The sequence below is a fragment of the Nonomuraea purpurea genome (genome assembly GCF_042650645.1).
Classification (GTDB): Bacteria; Actinomycetota; Actinomycetes; order Streptosporangiales; family Streptosporangiaceae; genus Nonomuraea; species Nonomuraea purpurea.
The window spans coordinates 26845-45754 of sequence record NZ_JBHSBI010000030.1 but is presented as its reverse complement, the minus strand read 5'-3'; the positions used below and the strand labels follow the sequence as shown (position 1 = coordinate 45754).

The 18910-nt window shown below is 66.4% G+C and carries 21 protein-coding genes; 14 read left to right on the top strand and 7 right to left on the bottom strand.

Annotated elements, in window-relative coordinates; genetic code table 11:
* Positions 1-14: 14 nt before the first annotated feature.
* A complete protein-coding gene (locus tag ACFOY2_RS41665) occupies positions 15-164 on the bottom strand; it encodes a hypothetical protein (RefSeq protein WP_379533646.1) in 150 nt (49 codons plus the stop codon).
* A 102-nt stretch (positions 165-266) separates the two neighbouring features.
* Entirely contained in the window at positions 267-2225 is a 1959-nt protein-coding gene (locus ACFOY2_RS41660) for a protein kinase domain-containing protein (protein ID WP_379533645.1), read from the bottom strand.
* Positions 2226-2383: 158 nt separating this feature from the next.
* Between ACFOY2_RS41660 and ACFOY2_RS41655 the strand changes: the two genes are divergently transcribed.
* Both ACFOY2_RS41655 and ACFOY2_RS41650 read left to right on the top strand, forming a co-directional pair.
* The gene (locus tag ACFOY2_RS41655; protein WP_379533644.1) at positions 2384-2635 is read left to right on the top strand and encodes a winged helix-turn-helix domain-containing protein; all 252 of its coding nucleotides are present in this window, start codon (positions 2384-2386) and stop codon (positions 2633-2635) included.
* Between the two features lie 160 nt (positions 2636-2795).
* Positions 2796-4499 carry an HAL/PAL/TAL family ammonia-lyase gene (locus ACFOY2_RS41650; protein WP_379533643.1) on the top strand — a complete coding sequence of 568 codons (1704 nt, stop codon included), beginning with the start codon at positions 2796-2798 and terminating at the stop codon, positions 4497-4499.
* A 53-nt stretch (positions 4500-4552) separates the two neighbouring features.
* Here ACFOY2_RS41650 and argG read toward each other — a convergent pair whose 3' ends face one another.
* A complete protein-coding gene (gene argG, locus ACFOY2_RS41645) occupies positions 4553-6001 on the bottom strand; it encodes an argininosuccinate synthase (protein WP_379533642.1) in 1449 nt (482 codons plus the stop codon).
* A gap of 112 nt (positions 6002-6113) precedes the next feature.
* A complete protein-coding gene (locus ACFOY2_RS41640) occupies positions 6114-6452 on the bottom strand; it encodes a hypothetical protein (RefSeq protein WP_379533641.1) in 339 nt (112 codons plus the stop codon).
* Positions 6453-6522: 70 nt separating this feature from the next.
* On the opposite strand from ACFOY2_RS41640, the gene ACFOY2_RS41635 reads away from it, so the two are divergent.
* From ACFOY2_RS41635 to ACFOY2_RS41625, 3 genes are all read left to right on the top strand, one after another.
* Complete coding sequence (locus tag ACFOY2_RS41635) at positions 6523-6735, top strand: response regulator transcription factor (RefSeq protein ID WP_379533640.1); 213 nt, start codon at positions 6523-6525, stop codon at positions 6733-6735.
* Positions 6732-7568 (top strand): immunity 49 family protein, encoded by an 837-nt coding sequence (locus tag ACFOY2_RS41630; RefSeq protein WP_379533639.1) that lies wholly within the window; start codon positions 6732-6734, stop codon positions 7566-7568. Before ACFOY2_RS41635 ends, ACFOY2_RS41630 begins: the two co-directional genes overlap by 4 nt.
* A gap of 213 nt (positions 7569-7781) precedes the next feature.
* Positions 7782-8741, top strand: a complete 960-nt coding sequence (locus ACFOY2_RS41625) for an endo alpha-1,4 polygalactosaminidase (protein WP_379533638.1) — start codon at positions 7782-7784, stop codon at positions 8739-8741.
* Positions 8742-8751: 10 nt separating this feature from the next.
* Here the strand turns inward: ACFOY2_RS41625 and ACFOY2_RS41620 are convergent, their stop codons facing one another.
* Positions 8752-9849 carry a serine hydrolase domain-containing protein gene (locus tag ACFOY2_RS41620; RefSeq protein ID WP_379533637.1) on the bottom strand — a complete coding sequence of 366 codons (1098 nt, stop codon included), beginning with the start codon at positions 9847-9849 and terminating at the stop codon, positions 8752-8754.
* A 247-nt stretch (positions 9850-10096) separates the two neighbouring features.
* Here ACFOY2_RS41620 and ACFOY2_RS41615 point away from each other — a divergent pair, with 247 nt between their 5' ends.
* Positions 10097-10330 carry a hypothetical protein gene (locus ACFOY2_RS41615; RefSeq protein WP_379533636.1) on the top strand — a complete coding sequence of 78 codons (234 nt, stop codon included), beginning with the start codon at positions 10097-10099 and terminating at the stop codon, positions 10328-10330.
* A gap of 131 nt (positions 10331-10461) precedes the next feature.
* The gene (cutA, locus tag ACFOY2_RS41610) at positions 10462-10830 is read left to right on the top strand and encodes a divalent-cation tolerance protein CutA (protein WP_379533635.1); all 369 of its coding nucleotides are present in this window, start codon (positions 10462-10464) and stop codon (positions 10828-10830) included.
* On the opposite strand, the gene ACFOY2_RS41605 is transcribed toward cutA, so the two are convergent.
* Positions 10796-12127, bottom strand: coding sequence for a hypothetical protein (locus tag ACFOY2_RS41605; RefSeq protein ID WP_379533634.1), 1332 nt, complete (start codon positions 12125-12127; stop codon positions 10796-10798). The two genes, cutA and ACFOY2_RS41605, sit on opposite strands and share 35 nt — an antisense overlap.
* A gap of 361 nt (positions 12128-12488) precedes the next feature.
* Here ACFOY2_RS41605 and ACFOY2_RS41600 point away from each other — a divergent pair, with 361 nt between their 5' ends.
* From ACFOY2_RS41600 to ACFOY2_RS41570, 7 genes are all read left to right on the top strand, one after another.
* Positions 12489-12764, top strand: a complete 276-nt coding sequence (locus ACFOY2_RS41600; protein WP_379533633.1) for a hypothetical protein — start codon at positions 12489-12491, stop codon at positions 12762-12764.
* Between the two features lie 6 nt (positions 12765-12770).
* The gene (locus tag ACFOY2_RS41595; protein WP_379533632.1) at positions 12771-13115 is read left to right on the top strand and encodes a hypothetical protein; all 345 of its coding nucleotides are present in this window, start codon (positions 12771-12773) and stop codon (positions 13113-13115) included.
* A 307-nt stretch (positions 13116-13422) separates the two neighbouring features.
* Positions 13423-13785, top strand: coding sequence for a hypothetical protein (locus ACFOY2_RS41590; protein WP_379533631.1), 363 nt, complete (start codon positions 13423-13425; stop codon positions 13783-13785).
* 3 nt (positions 13786-13788) lie between these two features.
* Positions 13789-13974, top strand: a complete 186-nt coding sequence (locus tag ACFOY2_RS41585) for a hypothetical protein (protein ID WP_379533630.1) — start codon at positions 13789-13791, stop codon at positions 13972-13974.
* Between the two features lie 184 nt (positions 13975-14158).
* Positions 14159-14347: a hypothetical protein gene (locus ACFOY2_RS41580; RefSeq protein WP_379533629.1), complete on the top strand. Its 189-nt coding sequence runs from the start codon at positions 14159-14161 to the stop codon at positions 14345-14347.
* A 31-nt stretch (positions 14348-14378) separates the two neighbouring features.
* Entirely contained in the window at positions 14379-14729 is a 351-nt protein-coding gene (locus ACFOY2_RS41575) for a hypothetical protein (RefSeq protein ID WP_379533628.1), read from the top strand.
* A complete protein-coding gene (locus ACFOY2_RS41570; protein WP_379533627.1) occupies positions 14726-16564 on the top strand; it encodes a winged helix-turn-helix domain-containing protein in 1839 nt (612 codons plus the stop codon). The genes ACFOY2_RS41575 and ACFOY2_RS41570 overlap by 4 nt, the downstream gene beginning before the upstream one ends.
* Positions 16565-17372: 808 nt before the next feature.
* Here the strand turns inward: ACFOY2_RS41570 and ACFOY2_RS41565 are convergent.
* Positions 17373-18881 (bottom strand): recombinase family protein, encoded by a 1509-nt coding sequence (locus ACFOY2_RS41565; RefSeq protein WP_379533626.1) that lies wholly within the window; start codon positions 18879-18881, stop codon positions 17373-17375.
* Between the last annotated feature and the right edge of the window lie 29 nt (positions 18882-18910).

Sequence of the window (18910 nt, the reverse complement as noted above, 5' to 3'; positions counted from 1 at the left end):
TCCCACCCGCGAGGTCACGCGGTGGGGAAGGCTGCGGGTGGCGGGGGGAACGCACAGATCAGCGTGGGTGTGTCCGGCGCTCCATGCGGCCTGTCCTGGCCGGCGTCCATCCGGATCGTGAGGTCGTGGTCGGTGAGCAGCTCGGCATTGGAGTGGTCAGCCATGGCCTTGTCCACCTCGAGTGGTTGCCCCAGCAAGCGATCTCCAGGCCATCGTAGCCCCGATCATCGGCGAAGCGGCATACCCCGGTTTCCACCTGCGGGGCGCTAGGAGCCCTGGGCTGGGGTGAACGTGAAATACGGCGTAAGGTCCAGCTCTGCGGGGACCTCCAGCAGCAGGCGCACCAGCTTGCCGTCGAAGGCCACGACCCGTATCTCGTCATTGGTCGCGTTGTCCTCTTCCCAGCAGTACAGGTGCCTCTCGTCGTACCAGCCGAGCACCTTTTCGCAGTCGGAGGAGAACGTGTGGAGCTGCTTGCCGGTGGCGGAGTCGAACAGGCAGTTCTCGCCGTCCTTGCCTTTCGGGCAGTCGGTCACGAACGTCCGGCCCGACGGCGAGAAGAGGTCGATGGTGCCGGACGAGAGCGGCCCGACCCCCGGCAGGTCGCGCGTCCGTTTGCCGGAGGCGTCGAAGAAGCGCAGCCCCTCGTCCTTGCCGTACACGGCGATCACGCCGGTCTCGGTGTCGTCCCAGCCGAAGTCGGAGCCGCGGATCGTTTCGTCGTCGACCTCGATCATGCTGACCTTGGCCTGCGCGACGTCGATGATGGCGAAGCCCAAGGCATTCCATTTTCCGTTGATCTTCTTGTCGATGTTCAGCAGGATCTTCGAGCTGTCCCTCGACCAGGCACGGACGGGGGTGCTCAGCGGCTTGCGGCCGGTCTTGACCCGGAAGCTGGAGCCCGACTCGCGGTCGACGATGAGGATCGAGTCGTAGCCGTCGGAGGTGTAGTCCTCGTGCCGTCCGGCGAGATAGCGGCCGTTCGGGGAGACCAGGGACTCCAGGTTGCCCGGATGTTTCTCGAACGTGCCCCGCAGCGACTTCCTGGCATAGTCGACGTCGTCGTCGACGTTCTTGTTGTAAAGCTCATACGCCGTGAACGTGATCGGGTCGGACGGCTGCTCATGCAGCGTGATCCCCCCGCCGGGCAGCGTGGTCCTGGTGGGCGTGGGCGGAGGCGCGGGGGCCGGCTCCGTGGACGCGACGGCGGCGGAGGTGGTGACGGCGGACTTGGCGGCGGGCCCGGAGAGCGGGAACACCCGCAGCGTCCCCGCCGCCAGCGCCCCGACCAGTACGACCGCCAGGACGGCCGCGCCCGCGACGCCGGCAATCACGCGGACGTTCGGCGAGGCCCCCTCCTGGGCAGGGTCGGTCGCGGCCTCACTGGCGCCCCGCTGGAGCAGGTTGTTCTCGGGCACCGGGTGGCCGATCAGCCGTTTGATCACCTGTTCGGCCGTCGGCCGCTGCCCGGGGTCCTTGGACAGGCACCTGGCCACTACTTCGCGCAACGGCCCTTCGAGCCTCCCCAGGTCGGGCTCGGCCTTGAGCACCCGGCTGAGCACCGGTTCCAGTGCCTCGCTGCCGAACGGCGCGCGCTGACACGACGCGAAGACCATCGTCCCTGCCCAGGAGAACATGTCGGACGGCGGTCCGACGGTGTGCCCCGTGACCTGCTCGGGAGACATGTACGCGGGTGTGCCGACGAGCGTGCCGCTGATCGTCGAGTTGGCGTCCAGCGCGCGGGAGATGCCGAAGTCGATCACGCGCGGCCCGTCGCCGCCGAGGATGACGTTGCCCGGTTTGAAGTCGCGGTGCACGATCCCGGCCCGGTGGATCGCGGCCAGCGCGGTGGCGGTGCCGATCGCCAGCCGGTCCAGCGCGGGCCCCGTGCGCGGGCCGTCCTTCCGCACAGCCTGCTGCAGGGAGGAGCCCTCGACGAACTCGCTCACGATGTAGGGCCGCTCCTGCTCGACTCCGGTGCCGAGCACGGCCGCCGTGCAGAACGGCGCCACCTTCCTGGCGACCTCCGCCTCGCGCAGGAAACGCTCGACGCTGGTCGAGTCGCCCGACTGGTCGTGCTGCAGCCACTTGACCGCCACGTGGTCGCCGTCGGGTTCTCTGGCCAGGTAGACGATGCCTTGACCGCCTTCGCCGAGCCTCCCGAGGACTTCCAGATCACCAAACCGTCGGGGGTCACCGGGCGTAAGCGGCGCGTTAGGTGGCATGGAGGGAATTTTGGCCCCAGGAGGCGGGTAAAGGGAACTTACCAATTGGTAGTCCGTCCGAAATGTTCACCGTCAAGCCTCCGCCGGGGAGTAGCCCCGCCGTGCTTATGACGCGCCTATCCCGGTCTCTTCCTATGGCCGGCCCCGGCGCTTACCCGATGCGCGACCGGTTGCCGGCCGCCCCGAGGGCGCCAACGGCGGGCGCCCCTGACGCCCGGCTGCTCGGCCCCACCAGGGCCGCCATCCTGCGCGCCACCGTGAACGGGGCGACGACCGGCGAGCTGGCCCGCCGCCACGGGATCTCCTCCTCCGGGGTGAGCCGGCACACCCAGATCCTTCGGGAGGCGGGGCTGATCGTGATCCACACCGTCACTCCCTTGGGCACGGCCCTGCCGGCCGGCGGCCGCTGAGCGGAGGCCGTGCCCGAGTGGTGAGCGCGGTCAATGCCTGTCCTGCGCCTGGTCGAGACTGGGTAATCACTGGTTCCGCGGTGTTGTGCCCACTACGGCGTGCATTCTTCCCCTGGTTATAACGGAGCGGTATTTACCGTTCGTCGAGGGAACAAGTTCGATGACCCATGTTGGACGAATAGCCACCGGTGTAGGTCTGCTCGCCGCCCTGTGCGTGCCGGGGGAGGCCGTCGCCGTCCCCGCGTCTCCGCCCGTGGCGCCGCCGCCGCTCCTGAGGGTGGAGCCGACGCTGAACCTGGTGCTGAACGGCGAAGCGTTCCTGCTGCGGGACGCCTTCGCCGTCCTTGAAGGCCGCCCCGTCTCCGCCCGCCTCGCGCCGGCCGTGCGGACGACCATGACCGAGGCGCGGACCGGAGCGCTCGCGGCGCTGAAGGACCAGCGGGTGTACGGCTGGAACCAGGCGCTCGGCCCGCTGAAGGACAAGCCGCTGTCGCTGGCGGAGGCGGAGCGCTTCCAGCGCAACGTCCTGCGCTCCCACGCCGCGGGCGTCGGACAGCCGCTGCCCGACAACGTGGCCAAGCTGGCCCTGATCCTCAAGGCGAACCAGATGGCCAGGGGCAAGGTCGGGGTGCGGCCCGAGGTGCCGGAGCGGCTGCTGTCCATGGTCAACGCCGGGGTCGTGCCGATCATGCCGCAGATCGGCTCGCTGGGCACCGGCGACCTGCAACCGCAGGCGGCGGCGGGGCTGGCGGCGCTCGGCGAGAACGCGCCCGTCCGCTTCCAGGGAGTCGTGGGGCCCGCCTCCGAGATGCTGCCGAGAGCCGGCCTGGTCAGGGACTTCTCCTTCCAGGCCGGTGAGGCGCTGCCGATCATCAGCGGCAGCACCGTCGTGGCCGCCATGCTGATGGACGCCCTGCGCCGCGCCACCGTCCTGGCCGACCAGGCGGAGGGCGCCTTCGCCCTGTTCATGGAGGCGACCAGGGCCGAGCAGGGCTCGCTCGACGCGCGTACCCACAAGGAACGCCACATCCCTGAGCAGGACGAGGTCGCCACGCGGCTGCGGGCGATGGTGAAGGGCTCGGGCTGGATGACGGAGGAGGGCCGCAAGCGCCTCGACCCGGCGAACTACCACCCGCGCATCCAGGACGCCGTCTCCGTGCGGGCGGCGCCGCACATCATGGCCGGGCTGCGGCACGTGCTCGCCGACGCCCGCCAGACTCTGACGCGGGAGGCCAACTCCTCGACCTCCAACCCGCTGATCTTCAAACGCGAGAAGGGGACCGCGTATGAGTTCGTGATGGGCGGCAACTGGGACGGCTCCGTCATGGGGCATCTCGCCGACACGCTCAACGCGGAGATCGCCGACCTCGGCGTCCTGTCGCAGGAGTTGTCGGGACGGCTGCTGTCGCCCAGGTGGAGCTACGGCCTGCCGGCGAACCTCGCGGGCGGCGCGCCCGGCATGAACTCCGGGATGGTCCAGGTGCAGACGGTGGCCGCGGCGCTGGTGCCGGAGATGCAGGTCAGGGCCACGCCGGCGGGCACGTTGTCCCGGCCGGTCAAGGACGGGCAGGAGGACCACAACACGATGGCGATGGCCTCGGTCCGTCACCTGTGGGAGAACCTCGACCGGCTGGAAACCGTGCTCGCGGTGCAGTACCTGATGTCGGCCCAGGGCATCGACCTGATCACCAAGCAGATGTCGGGGCTGTCGCTCGCGACGGCGACGCGGGGGCTGCTGACGGAGATCCGGCGGCACGTCCCGACGCTGGCCGATGACCGGTACATGACCCCCGATCTGGAACGGGCCGTCTGGCTGATCCACAACCGCCGGCTGGTGCCGTCCACCACGACGGCCGCCGCCTGAACACCCGGGCGCCGCACGCCCACCTGGGATCGTGCGGCGCCCCTTGGACGGGTTCAGTCGGTGCCGGACTCCATGGCCACGTGGTCGAGCAGCTCTTCGTCCTCGGGCACCTCGCCCCGGGAGGCGATCGCCTCGGCCCCGCCCTCGGGCATGGCGCCGATCAGCCCCGTCGAGGGCGCCTGCGTCGCGCCGATCAGCGAGGAGTGCCTGCTGCCGACCATGCCGAGCCGGGCGTACTGCTCCAGCTTGGAACGGGAGTCGGCGATGTCGAGGTTGCGCATGGTGAGCTGGCCGATGCGGTCGACCGGCCCGAAGGCGGAGTCTTCCGTGCGTTCCATGGACAGCTTGTCCGGGTGGTAGCTGAACGCCGGCCCGGAGGAGTCGAGGATGGAGTAGTCTTCGCCACGCCGCAGCCGCAGCGTCACCTCGCCGGTGACGGCGGTGCCGACCCAGCGCTGCAGCGACTCGCGCAACATCAGCGCCTGCGGGTCGAGCCAGCGGCCCTCGTACAGCAGCCGGCCCAGCTTCCGCCCCTCGACGTGGTAGCTGGCCAGGGTGTCCTCGTTGTGGATCGCGTTGACCAGCCGCTCGTAGGCCGCGTGCAGCAGCGCCATCCCCGGCGCCTCGTAGATGCCCCGGCTCTTGGCCTCGATGACGCGGTTCTCGATCTGGTCGGACATGCCCATGCCGTGCCGGCCGCCGATGGCGTTGGCCTCCAGGACCAGGTCGACGGCGGTGGCGAACTCTTTGCCGTTGATGGTCACCGGCCGGCCCTGCTCGAACCCGATCGTGACGTCCTCGGGGGCGATCTCGACGTTCTGGTCCCAGAACCGCACGCCCATGATCGGATCGACGGTCTCGATTCCGGCATCGAGGTGCTCAAGCGTCTTGGCCTCGTGGGTGGCGCCCCAGATGTTGGCGTCGGTGGAGTATGCCTTCTCGGTGCTGTCGCGGTAGGGCAGGTCGCGGGCGAGCAGCCACTCGGACATCTCCGTACGGCCGCCGAGCTCGCTGACGAAGTCGGCGTCCAGCCACGGCTTGTAGATGCGCAGCGAGGGGCTGGCGAGCAGGCCGTAACGGTAGAACCGTTCGATGTCGTTGCCCTTGAAGGTGGAGCCGTCGCCCCAGATCAGCACGTCGTCTTCGAGCATCGCGCGCACCAGCAGGGTGCCCGTGACGGCCCGGCCGAGCGGGGTGGTGTTGAAGTAGGCGCGGCCACCGGAGCGGATGTGGAAGGCCCCGCAGGCCAGGGCGGCGAGCCCCTCTTCCACCAGGGCCGCGCGGCAGTCGACCAGACGGGCGATCTCGGCGCCGTACGACGTGGCACGCCCGGGCACCGAGGCGATGTCGGGCTCGTCATACTGGCCGAGGTCGGCGGTGTAGGTGCACGGCACTGCACCTTTGTCGCGCATCCACGCGACCGCTACCGAGGTGTCGAGGCCACCGGAAAAGGCGATCCCGACACGCTCGCCGACAGGCAGGGAGGTGAGTACCTTGGACACGAATAGAAGTATATACACAACCATGCATGGCCATGCAAAGCCCCCGGGCCACAGCGCCTTTCGCGTGTCCCGCCTCCCCCGGGACGGCGGGAGGCGGGGGTGACCGGCGGATCTACCACTTCTGCCATTCGGTCCTGAAGCACTTGATCGTCCAGTACGAGAGCTTCGACGGGCCCAGCAAGCCCAGGTACGGCGCGTGCCCCTGGATGCAGCGCACCTTCTTGACCATCGGAAGCTCCCACTTGCCGTTCGTGCACGCGGGGATGAACTTCTTGACGATCGGCTTCCCGCAGAGCCACCTGATGCTGGGCTTGGGAGCGCCGGCCTGCACCTGCGCCGAGGCGGCGACCGGGGCGGCGGTCGTCTGGGCAGAGGCGCTCGGCGTCACTCCGAGCACCAGCGAGAACGCCCCCACCGCGACCGCCCCGCCGATCTTGGTCATCGTCTTCATGTCGTCGTCTCCTTCTTCGTCGTGTTCGAGCGGACACGACGAAGGTAGGACGGCAGGCGTTGAGCATCCGTTGAGGATCTGTGAGGCGCAGATGCCGCCCTGCGCCGCTGGGAACACCAATGCGGAGATCGCCCGGATCCTGGCCATCTCGCCTGGTACGGTCAAGATCCACATCGAGCGGATCCCGGCCAGGCTCGGGCCGCGCACCCGCGTCCAGGCGGCGGCCTACGCCCATCGGCACGGTCTCAGCACTTGGCCCGATCCACAGGCGGTAATCCCATGATGACAACTGTTCCCCGGCACCACGTCCCCACCGCCGAACCGGAGGAGTATGTCGAGATGCTCGCGGAAGAGGCCGCGGAAGCGATCGAGTACCTGGACCTCGCGGAGGCGTTCGGCACCACGCTGGCCGCCGCACAAGGCCGGTCCATCGTCGATCCCTCGGCCGCCGACGAGGAGACCTGGCGGAGCTACGTGACGGCGGCGGAGGTCGGCGCCGCGCTCTTCGCGGCGGCCCCCGCCGACGCGGGCGCCGTCATCAGCCGGGTGATCGCCGAAACCGAGCGTGAGATCGCGACCACGGGGCCGCAGCCCCACGCGGACGCGGCCACCTGGCGCACCGCCTTCTGGCTGGCCATCGTGTGCCGCGACCGGGACAAGGCGACGCTGCTCGCCGACATCCCGATCGCGCTGCTGCGTAAGTCGGAGGCGATCTGCGACGCCTACATCTACGACTGGGCCGACACGCTGCGAACGTACTGGCATGGGGATCCCGATCGCACCTTGGGCGACAAGCTCGTGGCCGCGGTGGAGGGCTGCGCGCCGAGCGCCGTCCAGATCATCGACGCCGAGCAGGCGCTCAAGCTCGTCCACCCGCCGATGAACCTCTTTTACCACCTCGTACGGCAGGATCAGGACGGTTTCAACGCCGCTCTCGCCGAAGCGCTGGAGTCGCACAGAAGCTTCTACTCCGGGGAACGCGCGATCCAGATCCAGGGCCTCGTCCCGATCGAACTGCTGGCGATCGCGTGCCTGGGCCACGAGGCCGGGCTCTCCGTCGAAGTGGAATCGGACTACCTGCCGGCGCACCTGGTGCGGGGCAAGCCATTCGGTTAGTTCCGAACGTATAGAATCGATCTTGCCCGTCATCGCCGTCGCTGACGCCAGCTTTGGCGTGGGTCTGCGTGGGGTGCGGCGGTGTCGGGCACCCACGTCGTTCACCGACGACAGGTGGCATACGCGCCCCCACTGCGGCTATCACCCCCCGCAATCGCCTGTTCGCGTAATGGAACTTGGTTCCGTCATCCGGAACAGAAGGTGAGTGTGTCAGTGCACCTCAGAACGCTCTTGACTCGGTTCGCCGTGGTCACGGCGCTGATACCGGCAGCCGCGGCCGGCCTCGGGGCCCCGGCGCAGGCGGCGGAGCCGAAGGCCGGGTCTGCGGCGATCTGGCAGCCGCCCATGGAGAGCCGCTGGCAGTACCAGCTCGAGGGCAACCCGGCGTTCACCGAAACCGGCGGCATCAACGTCGACATCTGCGAGGCCCCCCAGAGCGGCGGCCCCTGCGTCAGGCCGACCGTCTTCGACATCGACCTGTACGCCGCCGAGGAGGTCACCGGCGACAACGAGACCCTCAACACGGCCGCCGTCAAGGCGATCCACGCCCGGGGCGCCAAGGCGATCTGCTACATCGACGCCGGCTCGATCGAGGAGTTCCGCCCCGACTACCAGGACTTCGTCGACTGGCACGACAAGAACGGCAAGTCCCTGCTGGGCAAGCCTTTCAGCCCCGAGTTCCCCAACGAGCGCTGGGCGAACATCAACAACGACAGGGGCCAGCGCGACTTCCTGCTGGAGAAGATGGCCGCCCGCGTCGACAAGTGTGTCCAGGCCGGGTTCGACGGAGTCGAGTTCGACGTCGTGCACGCCCACGAAGCGAAGAAGGAGACGACTGGCTGGGACGTCTCCGCCGCCACCCAGCTCACCTACAACAAGGCGCTGGCCGGCCTGGCCCACGAGAGGGGCCTGTCGGTGGCGCTGAAGAACGACCTCAGCCAGGCCGAGGAGCTGGAGCCGTACTTCGACTACGCGGTCAACGAGGAGTGCTTCGAACACGAGGAGTGCTCCGAGCTGGACGCCTTCACCAAGGCAGGCAAGGCGGTCTTCCACGTGGAATACCGGACCGACCCGAAGCAGTACTGCGGTGCGTTGACGTCGATGACGTTCAACTCCATCAAGAAGAACGAGGACTACTCGCTGTACGACAGGCCGTACCTGCCGTGTAAGTAGGCAACGGCCCTCAGTCCTCGCCCACCACCGTCAGGTCGTCGCCCAGCGCGGCGGCTACCTGGGCCGCGCGCGAGTGGTCGTCCAGCCGTCGCGTCAGGTACGCGCAGCCGTGCCGGTGCTTACGCGACCACCAGGCGGCCGAGCCGCCGATCCCGCCCTTGGCGATCTTTCCGTGGTCGCGGACGAAGCCAAGCGTCCAGGTGATCCGGGTGCCGAAGACCTCGTCGAAGTCCGTGATCTGAGGGGCGAGAAGGTCGGCGTGCAGGCCGGGGCCGAGCAGCGCGGCCACCGGGCCCTGTTCGTCGGTCAGTTCGGCGAAGAAGCGCGCCATGGCGCTGGCGGAGGTGTGCAGGTTGACCGCTCCGAAGACCGACTGCCTCCAGGCCCGGGAGTTCACCCGTTCGACGTCGAGCGCGCCGTCGGGGATGCGCAGCCAGGGGGCCGCGTGCAGCAGGTTCGGCCAGTTCGGGTCGGCGTACTCCAGGTCGGCGACGCGGTCGAGCGCGTCGTCCGGAACCCCGAACCAGGCGTCGAGCTCCAGCGCGGGCCGTACGACCTCGTTGAACGCCTCCCCCAGCGTGGTCCCGGCGCCCGCGCGCAGGATGCCGTCCACCAGATGCCCATAAGTCAGGGCATGCTCGCCGAGTGACGTGCCGGGAACGTACTCCGGCGCCGCCCGCACCAGGCTCTCCCGCAGCCCGGCATCGTCCAGCAGATCCAGCCCACCGGCCTCGGCGGGAAAGCGCGGCTGGCCCGCCTGATGGGTGAGCACCTGGCGCAACGTGGTGCCTTCCTTGCCATTGACCCCGTAGGCGGGCCAGGAGGCGGCGATCGGTTCGTCCAGCGCCAACGCGCCGTCGCGCACCACGACCAGGGCGGCGAGCGTCACGAACGCCTTCGACAGGGAGTAGGGCTGGACGAGGGTGCCGGGCTGCCAGGGGCGGCTCCGCCCTGCGTCGGCCCATCCCGCGCTCAGCCGGACGACCTCGCGGCCGTCCCGCCACACCGACACGCCGGCGCCCGTCTCCCGGCCGTCGTCGACCAGTTCCTGCACGACCTCGCGCACCGCCTCGTACCCGTCGGCGACGAATCCTTCGACCTTCACCACGTCAGCCCTCCTCGTCTCACAGGAGATGGAACATACCCTCTGAGGGTATAAGGGGACAAGGTCAAATGGTTCGTCCTCTACGGGATGACGGAGCCGACACCGAGCCCGGCCCCGGTTCGCCGCACGCGGGAGTCAGCACCGGTACGGCGACGAAATGTTCACCATACTTTTGGGATCTTTGTCTTTATTGACCAGAGGCGAGCGGTAATCCTGACAGTGTCCGTTGCACCCCCAACAAGGAGGCTTCGTGCACACTCCGCAACGCCCCGGACCTTCCTGGCCGGCCCGGCTCGCCGTCGTCCTGACCGCTGTCCTGTCCCTGATCGGCCTGGTCGGCATCACCCCCGCCACCGCCGCGGTCTACAACTCCTGCACCATCTCCCGCTGCGCCGACGCGCGCTCGGCCGCCTCGACCTGGGCGTCCAAGGGCTACCCGACGTCCGCCGGCTGGTACTCCTGGCCGGACGGCTACTTCCTCTAAGCACACTAGCCCGAACTTGATGCCTCGTCGAGGCTGCAACCTCGACACACTCGCCCCCTTGCGCCTTCCATACGCCCTCTGAACTGCGAGAACACGCTCAGTGCGCCGATGCCTCTACTGTAGGGACTGAAGTGATCACCGCCTTTCGACTCAAGGGGAACTGGGTTGTGAAGGGTTACATGCAGGTCATGACCACTGTGCCAAGCGCAGACGAGGGCGCGGCCCTGGCGCATAGCATCACCACGCAGCGGCTGGCCGCTGGGGTACAGATCATCGGGCCGATCCGATCCCTGTACTGGTGGCAAGGCTCTTTGCGCGACGAGCGGGAATGGCAGTTGGTCATCAAGACCACGCGCTCTCTACTCGTCGCGCTTGAGAACCACATCAAGGCCAATCACAGTTACGAGACGCCAGAAATCATCGCAACCGAAATTGCTGCGGGAAGTGACGACTATCTGAACTGGATTAGCGCGGAGACGCAGAGAATTGACGCTTCGTAACGGCCAACTCTTCTAGGAATGCGCGGACCGGTGGTTGAGTCTGCCAACGCCTGAGCGCTTCTCCGAGAACGATAAAACGTGGCAGCCAGATGCCGGATTCCGTCTCGCGAATGACGGCTAGACCTTCTCTGGCCGACCTGGCAGCTTCCGTTACGGAGCCATGAACGATATGAGCTGTTGCAATGTCTCCGAGGATGATGCCTGCCCGCTTTCTCTCCACTTCCGGCAGACGCGCGATGACCGCATGCGCTACCGCTTCGGCTTCATCCAGCCGCCCGATTTGTGCATAAGTAGCGATTTGGAAGGAATCAAAACGATCCTGGTCTAGAAATCTCGTCCACACGCGATCCTCTTCCGGATCGGCGATATTGAAGGCTTCCCGCGCCTCATCCCACGAATGAAGGGCGGCTTCGGTTTCTCCTAGTGCCGCGCTCTCTTCAGCATGTCTCGCAGCCAGCCATGATGTGGTTCCGGGCGACGCTTCTTTGGGCAGGTGTTGTAGTGCGGTCGTCAGCAAGGCGCGCGCCCGTCCATGGTTTCCCTTGCCGCTAGGTATGTAGCTTCTATACCCAAACGCGCACGCGACTATGGCTGGATCATCGGCTTCCTTTGAAGCCTTCTCGGCAGTGTCATAGAAGTTCCGGGCAGCGGATATGTTTCCCAGATCCGTTGCGATCCAACCGGCAAGCACGCTGCTTTCACCGGCGACCACAATCAGTCGTCTGCGAAGCTCGTCCTTGGGGTCGGTGGCTGTGCCGTTCAGAATGGTTCCGACCTCGTTCAAATGGGCCGCCAAGCCCTTAAAGATCGTATGTGCGGGGAGCATTTCTTCGAGACGGTGAAAACCAGCGGCTCTGGCCTCCATCTCTCGCACAACCGCTTCGTCAATGGCGCTCGGCCTTGACAGAGCAAAGGCGACTTTCTCCCATGCCTCACTTTGAGCTAGAGCAGACTGGGCACCCAGTTGGCCAATCATGGCCAGTAATTCGCGGCGCTTCAACGGCTCGCCCCTTTTCCCGATCGCTTCAGCGAAGAGCTGCAAGTCAAATGTGTCCGTGGGGATCTGGACCCCATCACTGACGACCTGCGCACCGCCCTTGCCACCGGAGGACGACAACCCCAAATGGCGACGCAAGTGGCTAGGCATGCCCAAACCGCCAGCAAACTCCTCAAATGTATGCTTAGCGGTCGGGATGCGCTTGCCGCTCTTGTACTCGCTGATCCGCCCCTGCGATCTTCCGGTGAGGTTCGCGATCTGACCTTGAGTGACGCCGTACTTGTTGAGGATGCGGATCACTCCACCGAGGTCACGGCGCTTGCACGCATCTTCCATGTCTTGACGTGCGAAAACAGCGTCAAGAACCGATCGGACGTGCTCTTGATCCATAGTCATGGCGGCGTTCCGTTCCCCTGGTAGCGCGCCGATGCAGAAGTAGTGAAGCCCTTCTAGTCCATCACACCGTGAGATATCGCGGTGAGATTCTTCGCAACCGGTTTGCTTGGAAGCCTCACATCAGTTCGTGGCGCAGGTCAGAGCTGATCTGAGGAAGAGTCGAAGATCCGCGTTTGTCTGGCTTCCGCCGTCCTTTGCTCGGTAAAGCGGTGTTGCGGGAGGCCAGTGCATGATCTTGGAGCCAGGGGCGTCATCTCCCACCCCCATGACCGCCATTGCTGTGGCTGATCAGCTACAACATGAGCTGGAATCGCATGGGATCACGGCCGACGTGGTCAACGGCTACGGCTTGGCCGTGGTGTCGGTCTGGCACGGTCTGCTCGTGTGGACCAACGGTGATCTTTTCTGGTGGCGTACTGGCTGGAACGACCGCCGTGACCGACCCGTGTTTGCCAGCCATTCCACAGCGGACCCGAACCGGGCAGCCCGACGTATCGCCGCCCGCTACTGGGATCTTCGCTCCGCGCCGGACGGGCTGTGATCACGCATGGCGCAACTCTCACGTGCAGTGCTTAACGACATTGCTGACCTACGCTCCAAAGGGCTCACTCCCGGGCAAATAGCCGGGGAAATAGGCGCGAATATTGTCACGATCACGGAAGCCATCGATTACCTGGATCGCGAAGGATCGCCGCAGGCTGAGACTGCTTCGGTGTCCGATGAAGCGATACGACTGGGGCAACATCACTCGGTATGCAGGGCATTGTTGAGAGTCGAGTTCTTCGATGCCTTCGATCTGAATATCGATGACTTCCGTGACGGATACAGCGCCGACGCGCTGTATCACATGTACTTGCGATCTCGTATTCGGACACGAATGCGGGATTCGTGAGACGCGCGACGGTGCAGTGACGGGCTCGCTCACACCCTGTGCCCACCGTGTCTCGCACCGTCGCGTCAACGCCCCCGGCAGAGCCTTCTGCGCTCGCGAGAGTGCCAGTTCCCAAGGGCTCTGTCGGGGGTCCCGCTTGTGCGGCATATGCCGTGACCTGGGGTTTATCTCACCGCAGGATCCGTTTCATCTCATCGCCGGATGTTTTTGATCTCACCGCACGATCACACGGCGCGATGGGTTGACCCCTTCCCCGAGACCTACCTTCGCAGCGTAGGTCACCGGAAACGGAAGGGATGTGATCTAGATGAGCCCAGCTCAGCGCCACCACCGCCGCCGCGAACTGATCGCCGGTTTGCGCGCTCTGGCCGCGTTCCTCGACAGCAATGCGCAACTGCCCGTCCCCAGATACGGGCCGGTGCGCGTGTCGGTCCACCCGCTGTACGACACTGACGCCAGCACCGAGGCTGAGGCGATCGCCGAAGTCGAGCGGATCGCCGCCCTGCTGGGCACCACGCCCACGGTCCAGCACGGGCATCACGTCACCGGTGTGGAGTTCGGCAGGGTCCACTACCAAGTCGTCCTGATCACGCAGGCAGCGATGGACCGCCGCGCCGCACAGGAGTCCTACCGCGACGCAATCACCCTCGACGAGATCGAGGGGGCGTGAGCGGTGGACCTCGCCCTGTTCGTCGTGTTCCTGGGCCTGGCCTTGTCGGTTGCCACGCTCGTGCTGTTCGTGGTGCTGGTCGCCGTAATCCGTGCCGAGGACCGCCGCCACGCCCCAACCGGAACCCTCAGCCGCCGGCTACTGGGCACTTATGCTCCGCCGGCCGACCGTCTGTCCGGGAGGAGGTGAACCCCTGATGCGATCACTCCCGCTCCAGCCTGGCCGGTGCCTGTGCGGCGCGGCCACGCCCGGAACCCTGCGGTGCCGCAAGTGCCGCGCTCGCTGGCGCTGGTGCCGCCGCAAGTCCCGCCACGACGGCATCTGACCTGCGCGTCCCCCGCCCCTGAGATCTCGTAAGAGGAGGTGAATCCCCATGACCGTGACTGTCCCGCTGGTGCTGGTGGTCGGTGCGCTGGTGTTCATCGCCTGGCGATACCTGGGCTTGAAGCTCTGGCACGCGATCGTCGCGCTGCTGTTCGGCTTCCTGCTGGCCGCCACCACGCTCGCCCCCGACATCCGCACCGTGATCCGTACCGCCCTGAACTGGATCACCGGCCAGTGACCTGCCCGTCTACCGAAGAAGGTGATGCTTAATGACCCAACGCCACCCCTACCCGCATGCTGATCTCCAGGGAGCCGCCACCCGCAACGCCACCGCCGCCGAACTGCTGACGGCATTCGCCAAGTCCGCCCCCGCCCTAGACGACCTGTGGCGTCACGTCTTCGACGCCCTGGCCGATGCCCCCGCCCTAATCAACGAAATCGACCGTCTGCGCGCCGAACTGTCCACCGCCCGGTACCAGCGCGCCAACCTGATCGCCGCTATTCGCGCCACGCTCGCCGCCCACCACGAGGGTGAGGACGACCCGCTGTTCTACGTGCGTGACGAGCTGCACGCCCAGCACCGCGCCGCCCCGCGACGCGCGGCGGACGGTGGCCGATGAACCGTCATCGCGCCTCCCGCAACCAGATGCGGCGCAACGCCCACCGCATGCGGCGCTACGGCGTCGAACCCATGGCCCTGATCACCGAGGATCTCGAATTCGCACCCCTGGTCATCGCCAGCATCGCCCGCACGATCTGGCGCTACCGGTCCGAACTCGCCCCCCTCACCATCGCCGCGTCCGACCTGGTAACGGGCATGATCCTGCGACGCTGGTTCCCCGAATGGTGGCCCGCCGTGACCACCGCCACTGTCATCGTGGCTGGCGCGGTGGCCATCTGGGGCCGATGGGTCAACCTGCCACGCCCGATCGAACGCGGCTACGCCACCGTCACCACAGCGTTCGCCGGAACATGGCTCACGCTGGCCGCCTACCTGGGGCCGTTCGCGCCACCCCTGCCCGCTGTGCTCGGCATCGGCACACTCGTGCTGGCCATGCCCTGGTGGGCGCACCGTCGCAGGCGTGCCCGCGTGCGTGTTGAGCGCACGCTGGCCGCCTGGCCGGACATCGCCCAAGCGGTCGGCCTGGCCGGATCCCGGGTTCAGTCCGCGATCGTGGATCTGTGGGGCTACCGCTTCCGACTCGGACTGGGGCTCGGCCAGACCGTCGAGGACGCCCTGAGCGCCGTTCCCCGCCTGGAATCGGCGCTCGGCACCACACGCGGCGGCGTCCGTGTCCAGCCGGTGGCCAGCAAGAAGGCCAACCGCGCCGACGTTCGGGTGATCGAGACCGACCCGCACGCCGACGCCATCGCCTGGCCAGGCCCGTCTATCACGTCGATCACGCAACCGGTCAAGCTGGGGTTGTTCGAGGACGGCACGCCCGTCCGCGTCCCCTTGCAACGGCGGCATGGGCTGTTCGCGGGCATGTCGGGGGCGGGCAAGTCCGGCGGCGTGAACGTGCTGCTCGGGGACCTGACCGCCTGCCAGGACGTGATCTTGTGGGCGATCGATCTCAAACGCGGCATGGAGCTGCTGCCCTGGGCATCGTGCATAGACCGGTTGGCCACCACCCCGCAGGAGGCAGAGGCCCTGCTGGCGGACGCTGTGGTGATCCTCGACGGACGGGCCGATGACCTCACCAGACGTGGCGAACGCGTGTGGGAGCCGTCGCCGGACAGGCCCGCGCTGATCATCATCGTCGATGAGTACGCCGAACTGGCCAGCGAGGCACCACGTGCGATCGACTACGCCGACTCGATCGCACGTCGGGGCCGCGCCCCAGCGGTCAACCTGATCGCCGCCACCCAACGCCCCTCCAAGGACGCGATGGGCAAGAGCGCGGTCCGCTCACAGATGGATGTCCGGCTGTGCTTCCGCGTCCGCGAACCCCGCGATGGTGACCTCATCCTGGGACAAGGCATGGTCAAGGCCGGATGGCACCCGCACAAGCTGGACGCCCCCGGCAAGTTCCTCATCAGTGCACCGGAACACGACATCCCCCGCCGCGCCCGTGCCTACCTGATGGACGATGCGCGAGTACAGGCCACCGCCGAACGGCACGCCGAACACCGCCCGCCCCTCGACGCGGTGTCCCTGGCCGCGCTGGACGCCGCCGCGTCCATGGCTGAGAGGCACGGAGACGCCCCGATAGACGAGGAGCGGACATCGCCACGGCACGCACGCCAAGCCGCACCCAAACGCGGCGACAGCGTGTTGTGGGCCGTCCTACGCGACGCCCCCGAAAACGGGATAACCGTAGACGACCTGAAAACCGCAACGGGAATGAGCCGCCCGACCATTTACCGGCGGTTGGGTCAGCTCGAAAACGACGGGAGAGTACGTCAGGTCAGTCGGGGCCGGTGGCGGGCACGCCTCGACCCCGACCCCACGTAGTCACCGACTCTCGGTAGTCGTCTCATCGTCTCAATGTCTCAGTCTCCCGCACGTCTGCGCGTACATAGGCGACACACGCGCACTGAGACGAGACGGTGAGACGAACACGGAGCGTAGCCAAGAGGGGAGGTGATACCGCAGCGACGCCACAAGATCGGGAAGCGATTCGGAGCGATCGGCCGGAAAGAGGTGATGCCCGACGAGTAAATCAAAAGCATCAAATCGAGAAAATGGAAAGAAGGTGAGAATACCTCCGGCCAGTCACGCGGAGACGCCCGCGCGCAATCTATGCGATGGACATCTACGCCCTTGGGTCCATGCGGAGACTGGCGCGGCAGGATGGCAGATCGCTAGCCCATCCCGCCGACTTGCCCATACCGTAGTCACCGTTTCCGGCGGAACCGTCTACTCCCACACAAAAGACGAATGGCAGATCCGTATTCCGCAAGCGACCCTGACAGTCGTGGCCGTGGAGGCAGATGCCGAAACGCTATGGTGCCGTCTCGACACCCAGCATTCCGATTCTTGCCTCCTCACTCTGAAATATGCGCCGTGGTCGATCGCCACCGTACTGAGGTGCCCCATGACCGCATTGCCGAGACAGGGGCGGCTATCAATACGCGACGTACGAACGACCACACGCATGGGGCGCACAGTGCGCTACCTGGTTCCCGTATTCACCCCCGACTGAAGCTCTCGTCCGAAGAAAGGAAATTTCGCTTTCGGCACGTCAGAGGAAAACGGGAAGACGAAACCGCCCGGACCTACTCACATAGGTGCCGGGCGGTTTCTTCGCTTGTGTGCCTCCTCAGCCGGTCAGTTCGACCCCGTCCGTGCTGATCTCCATGCCGGTAATCGCTACGCGCGGGTTGTGGTCGATGGGGTGCAACACCACGCGGACCTCAAACTCTGCGAGCATTTCCCGCCGCTTAACAGAATCCGCCGCTCCCCATTCCTGGGCTATCGTCTGGCCAGTAGGCACCATGCGCATTCCGGGTTTGCGTTCCGGCAGCGCCTTCAGCTCCGCGATTTCTTCCCCGAGTCGCCGGTATTCGATGCGGTACCATTCCGCGTCCTCTGGGCTGTCGTACAGCCCCGCTTGGCGGTCCTCACGCAACCGCGTGCGTGTGGCCGTCAGCTCCGAGACCTGGGCGGCATGTCCAGTGCCGGGATCGTAGACTTTTCGCATGACGTCCCCGGCACCGTAGCGGGAGAGGAACCATTCGCTTACGAGGGCATCCAATGCCGTGATTCCCATGATGGGGGCAGGCTTGCAATGCGCCGACGCGGGAATCCCGCGTACCCGTGCGATACAGCCGTACCGACCTGTGACATGGAGCCGTGCCCCACAGTTGCCGCAAAACGCGATACCCGACAGCAATTGTGTACTCTTCGGCGCGCGGCTTCCGCTGCGTTTCGGCGCGGTTTTCATGACGAGAGCGTCATGGGTCGCGCGATCCCACAACGGATCTGCAATACGGACTGGCCGTCCGTCCGAACCAATCACCGGCCTTCCGTTGTGCATGAGATATCCGAGCGCAGCTTCACTGCACAAGATGTGCTTTACAGCTTTCGCCGTCCACGGTCCGCCCTTCATCGGACGACCATACAGTTGGGCGAGCCGATCGGACGGACTGGGAATCCTTTCGCGTGTCAGGCGTGCCGCCTCTGTCGCACACGTAATTTTCCCCGTCTCATCCGAGAGAATCCGCCGCGCCACTTCCCGGATAACCTGTGCGGCTTCTGAATCGATCGCAACGTGATCGATCTTTGCCTTTGGAGCGAGACGGACATACATGTATCCGTATGACGGGCGCTGTTTGGGTTCTCCTGCTGCGCGTGCGCGTACCGCCTCGTCGCGGTTGCGTTTCTGGATCGCACGCAGTTCCATTTGCGATCCCCACGCCTTTATCAGCCATTCGTTTTCCTGGTTCGGGTCGCTGAAATCCCACACTCCCACGTGATCTGCCGTCACGATAACGCGATCTTGACCGGTCAATAGAGCCTGCGTGTTCAACGTGTCCCGCACGTTGCGCCCGACGCGATCGACGGTGGCCGCCGCGATGCCGTCGTACGGCCCCATCTCTCCCCGCAGCCACGGCCCGAATCCCCGCCGCGTCAACGGGTCCGTGGCACCGGAGACCTCCCAGTCGTCCGCCCATGCCACGATGTGCCCGCCGACGTCCGCTGTGGCCCGTAGGATCTGGTCCGCCTGACGCTTTGGGCTGTTGGTGGCGTCGGTCTTCCTGCTCAGCCGCCGCACCCCCACCAAGCAGCGCCCGCACCCGTCGTAGTCCGTCGTGAGCATGTCTTCCATGGTGCCCGCTTCCCTGTGTGGATAGCGGA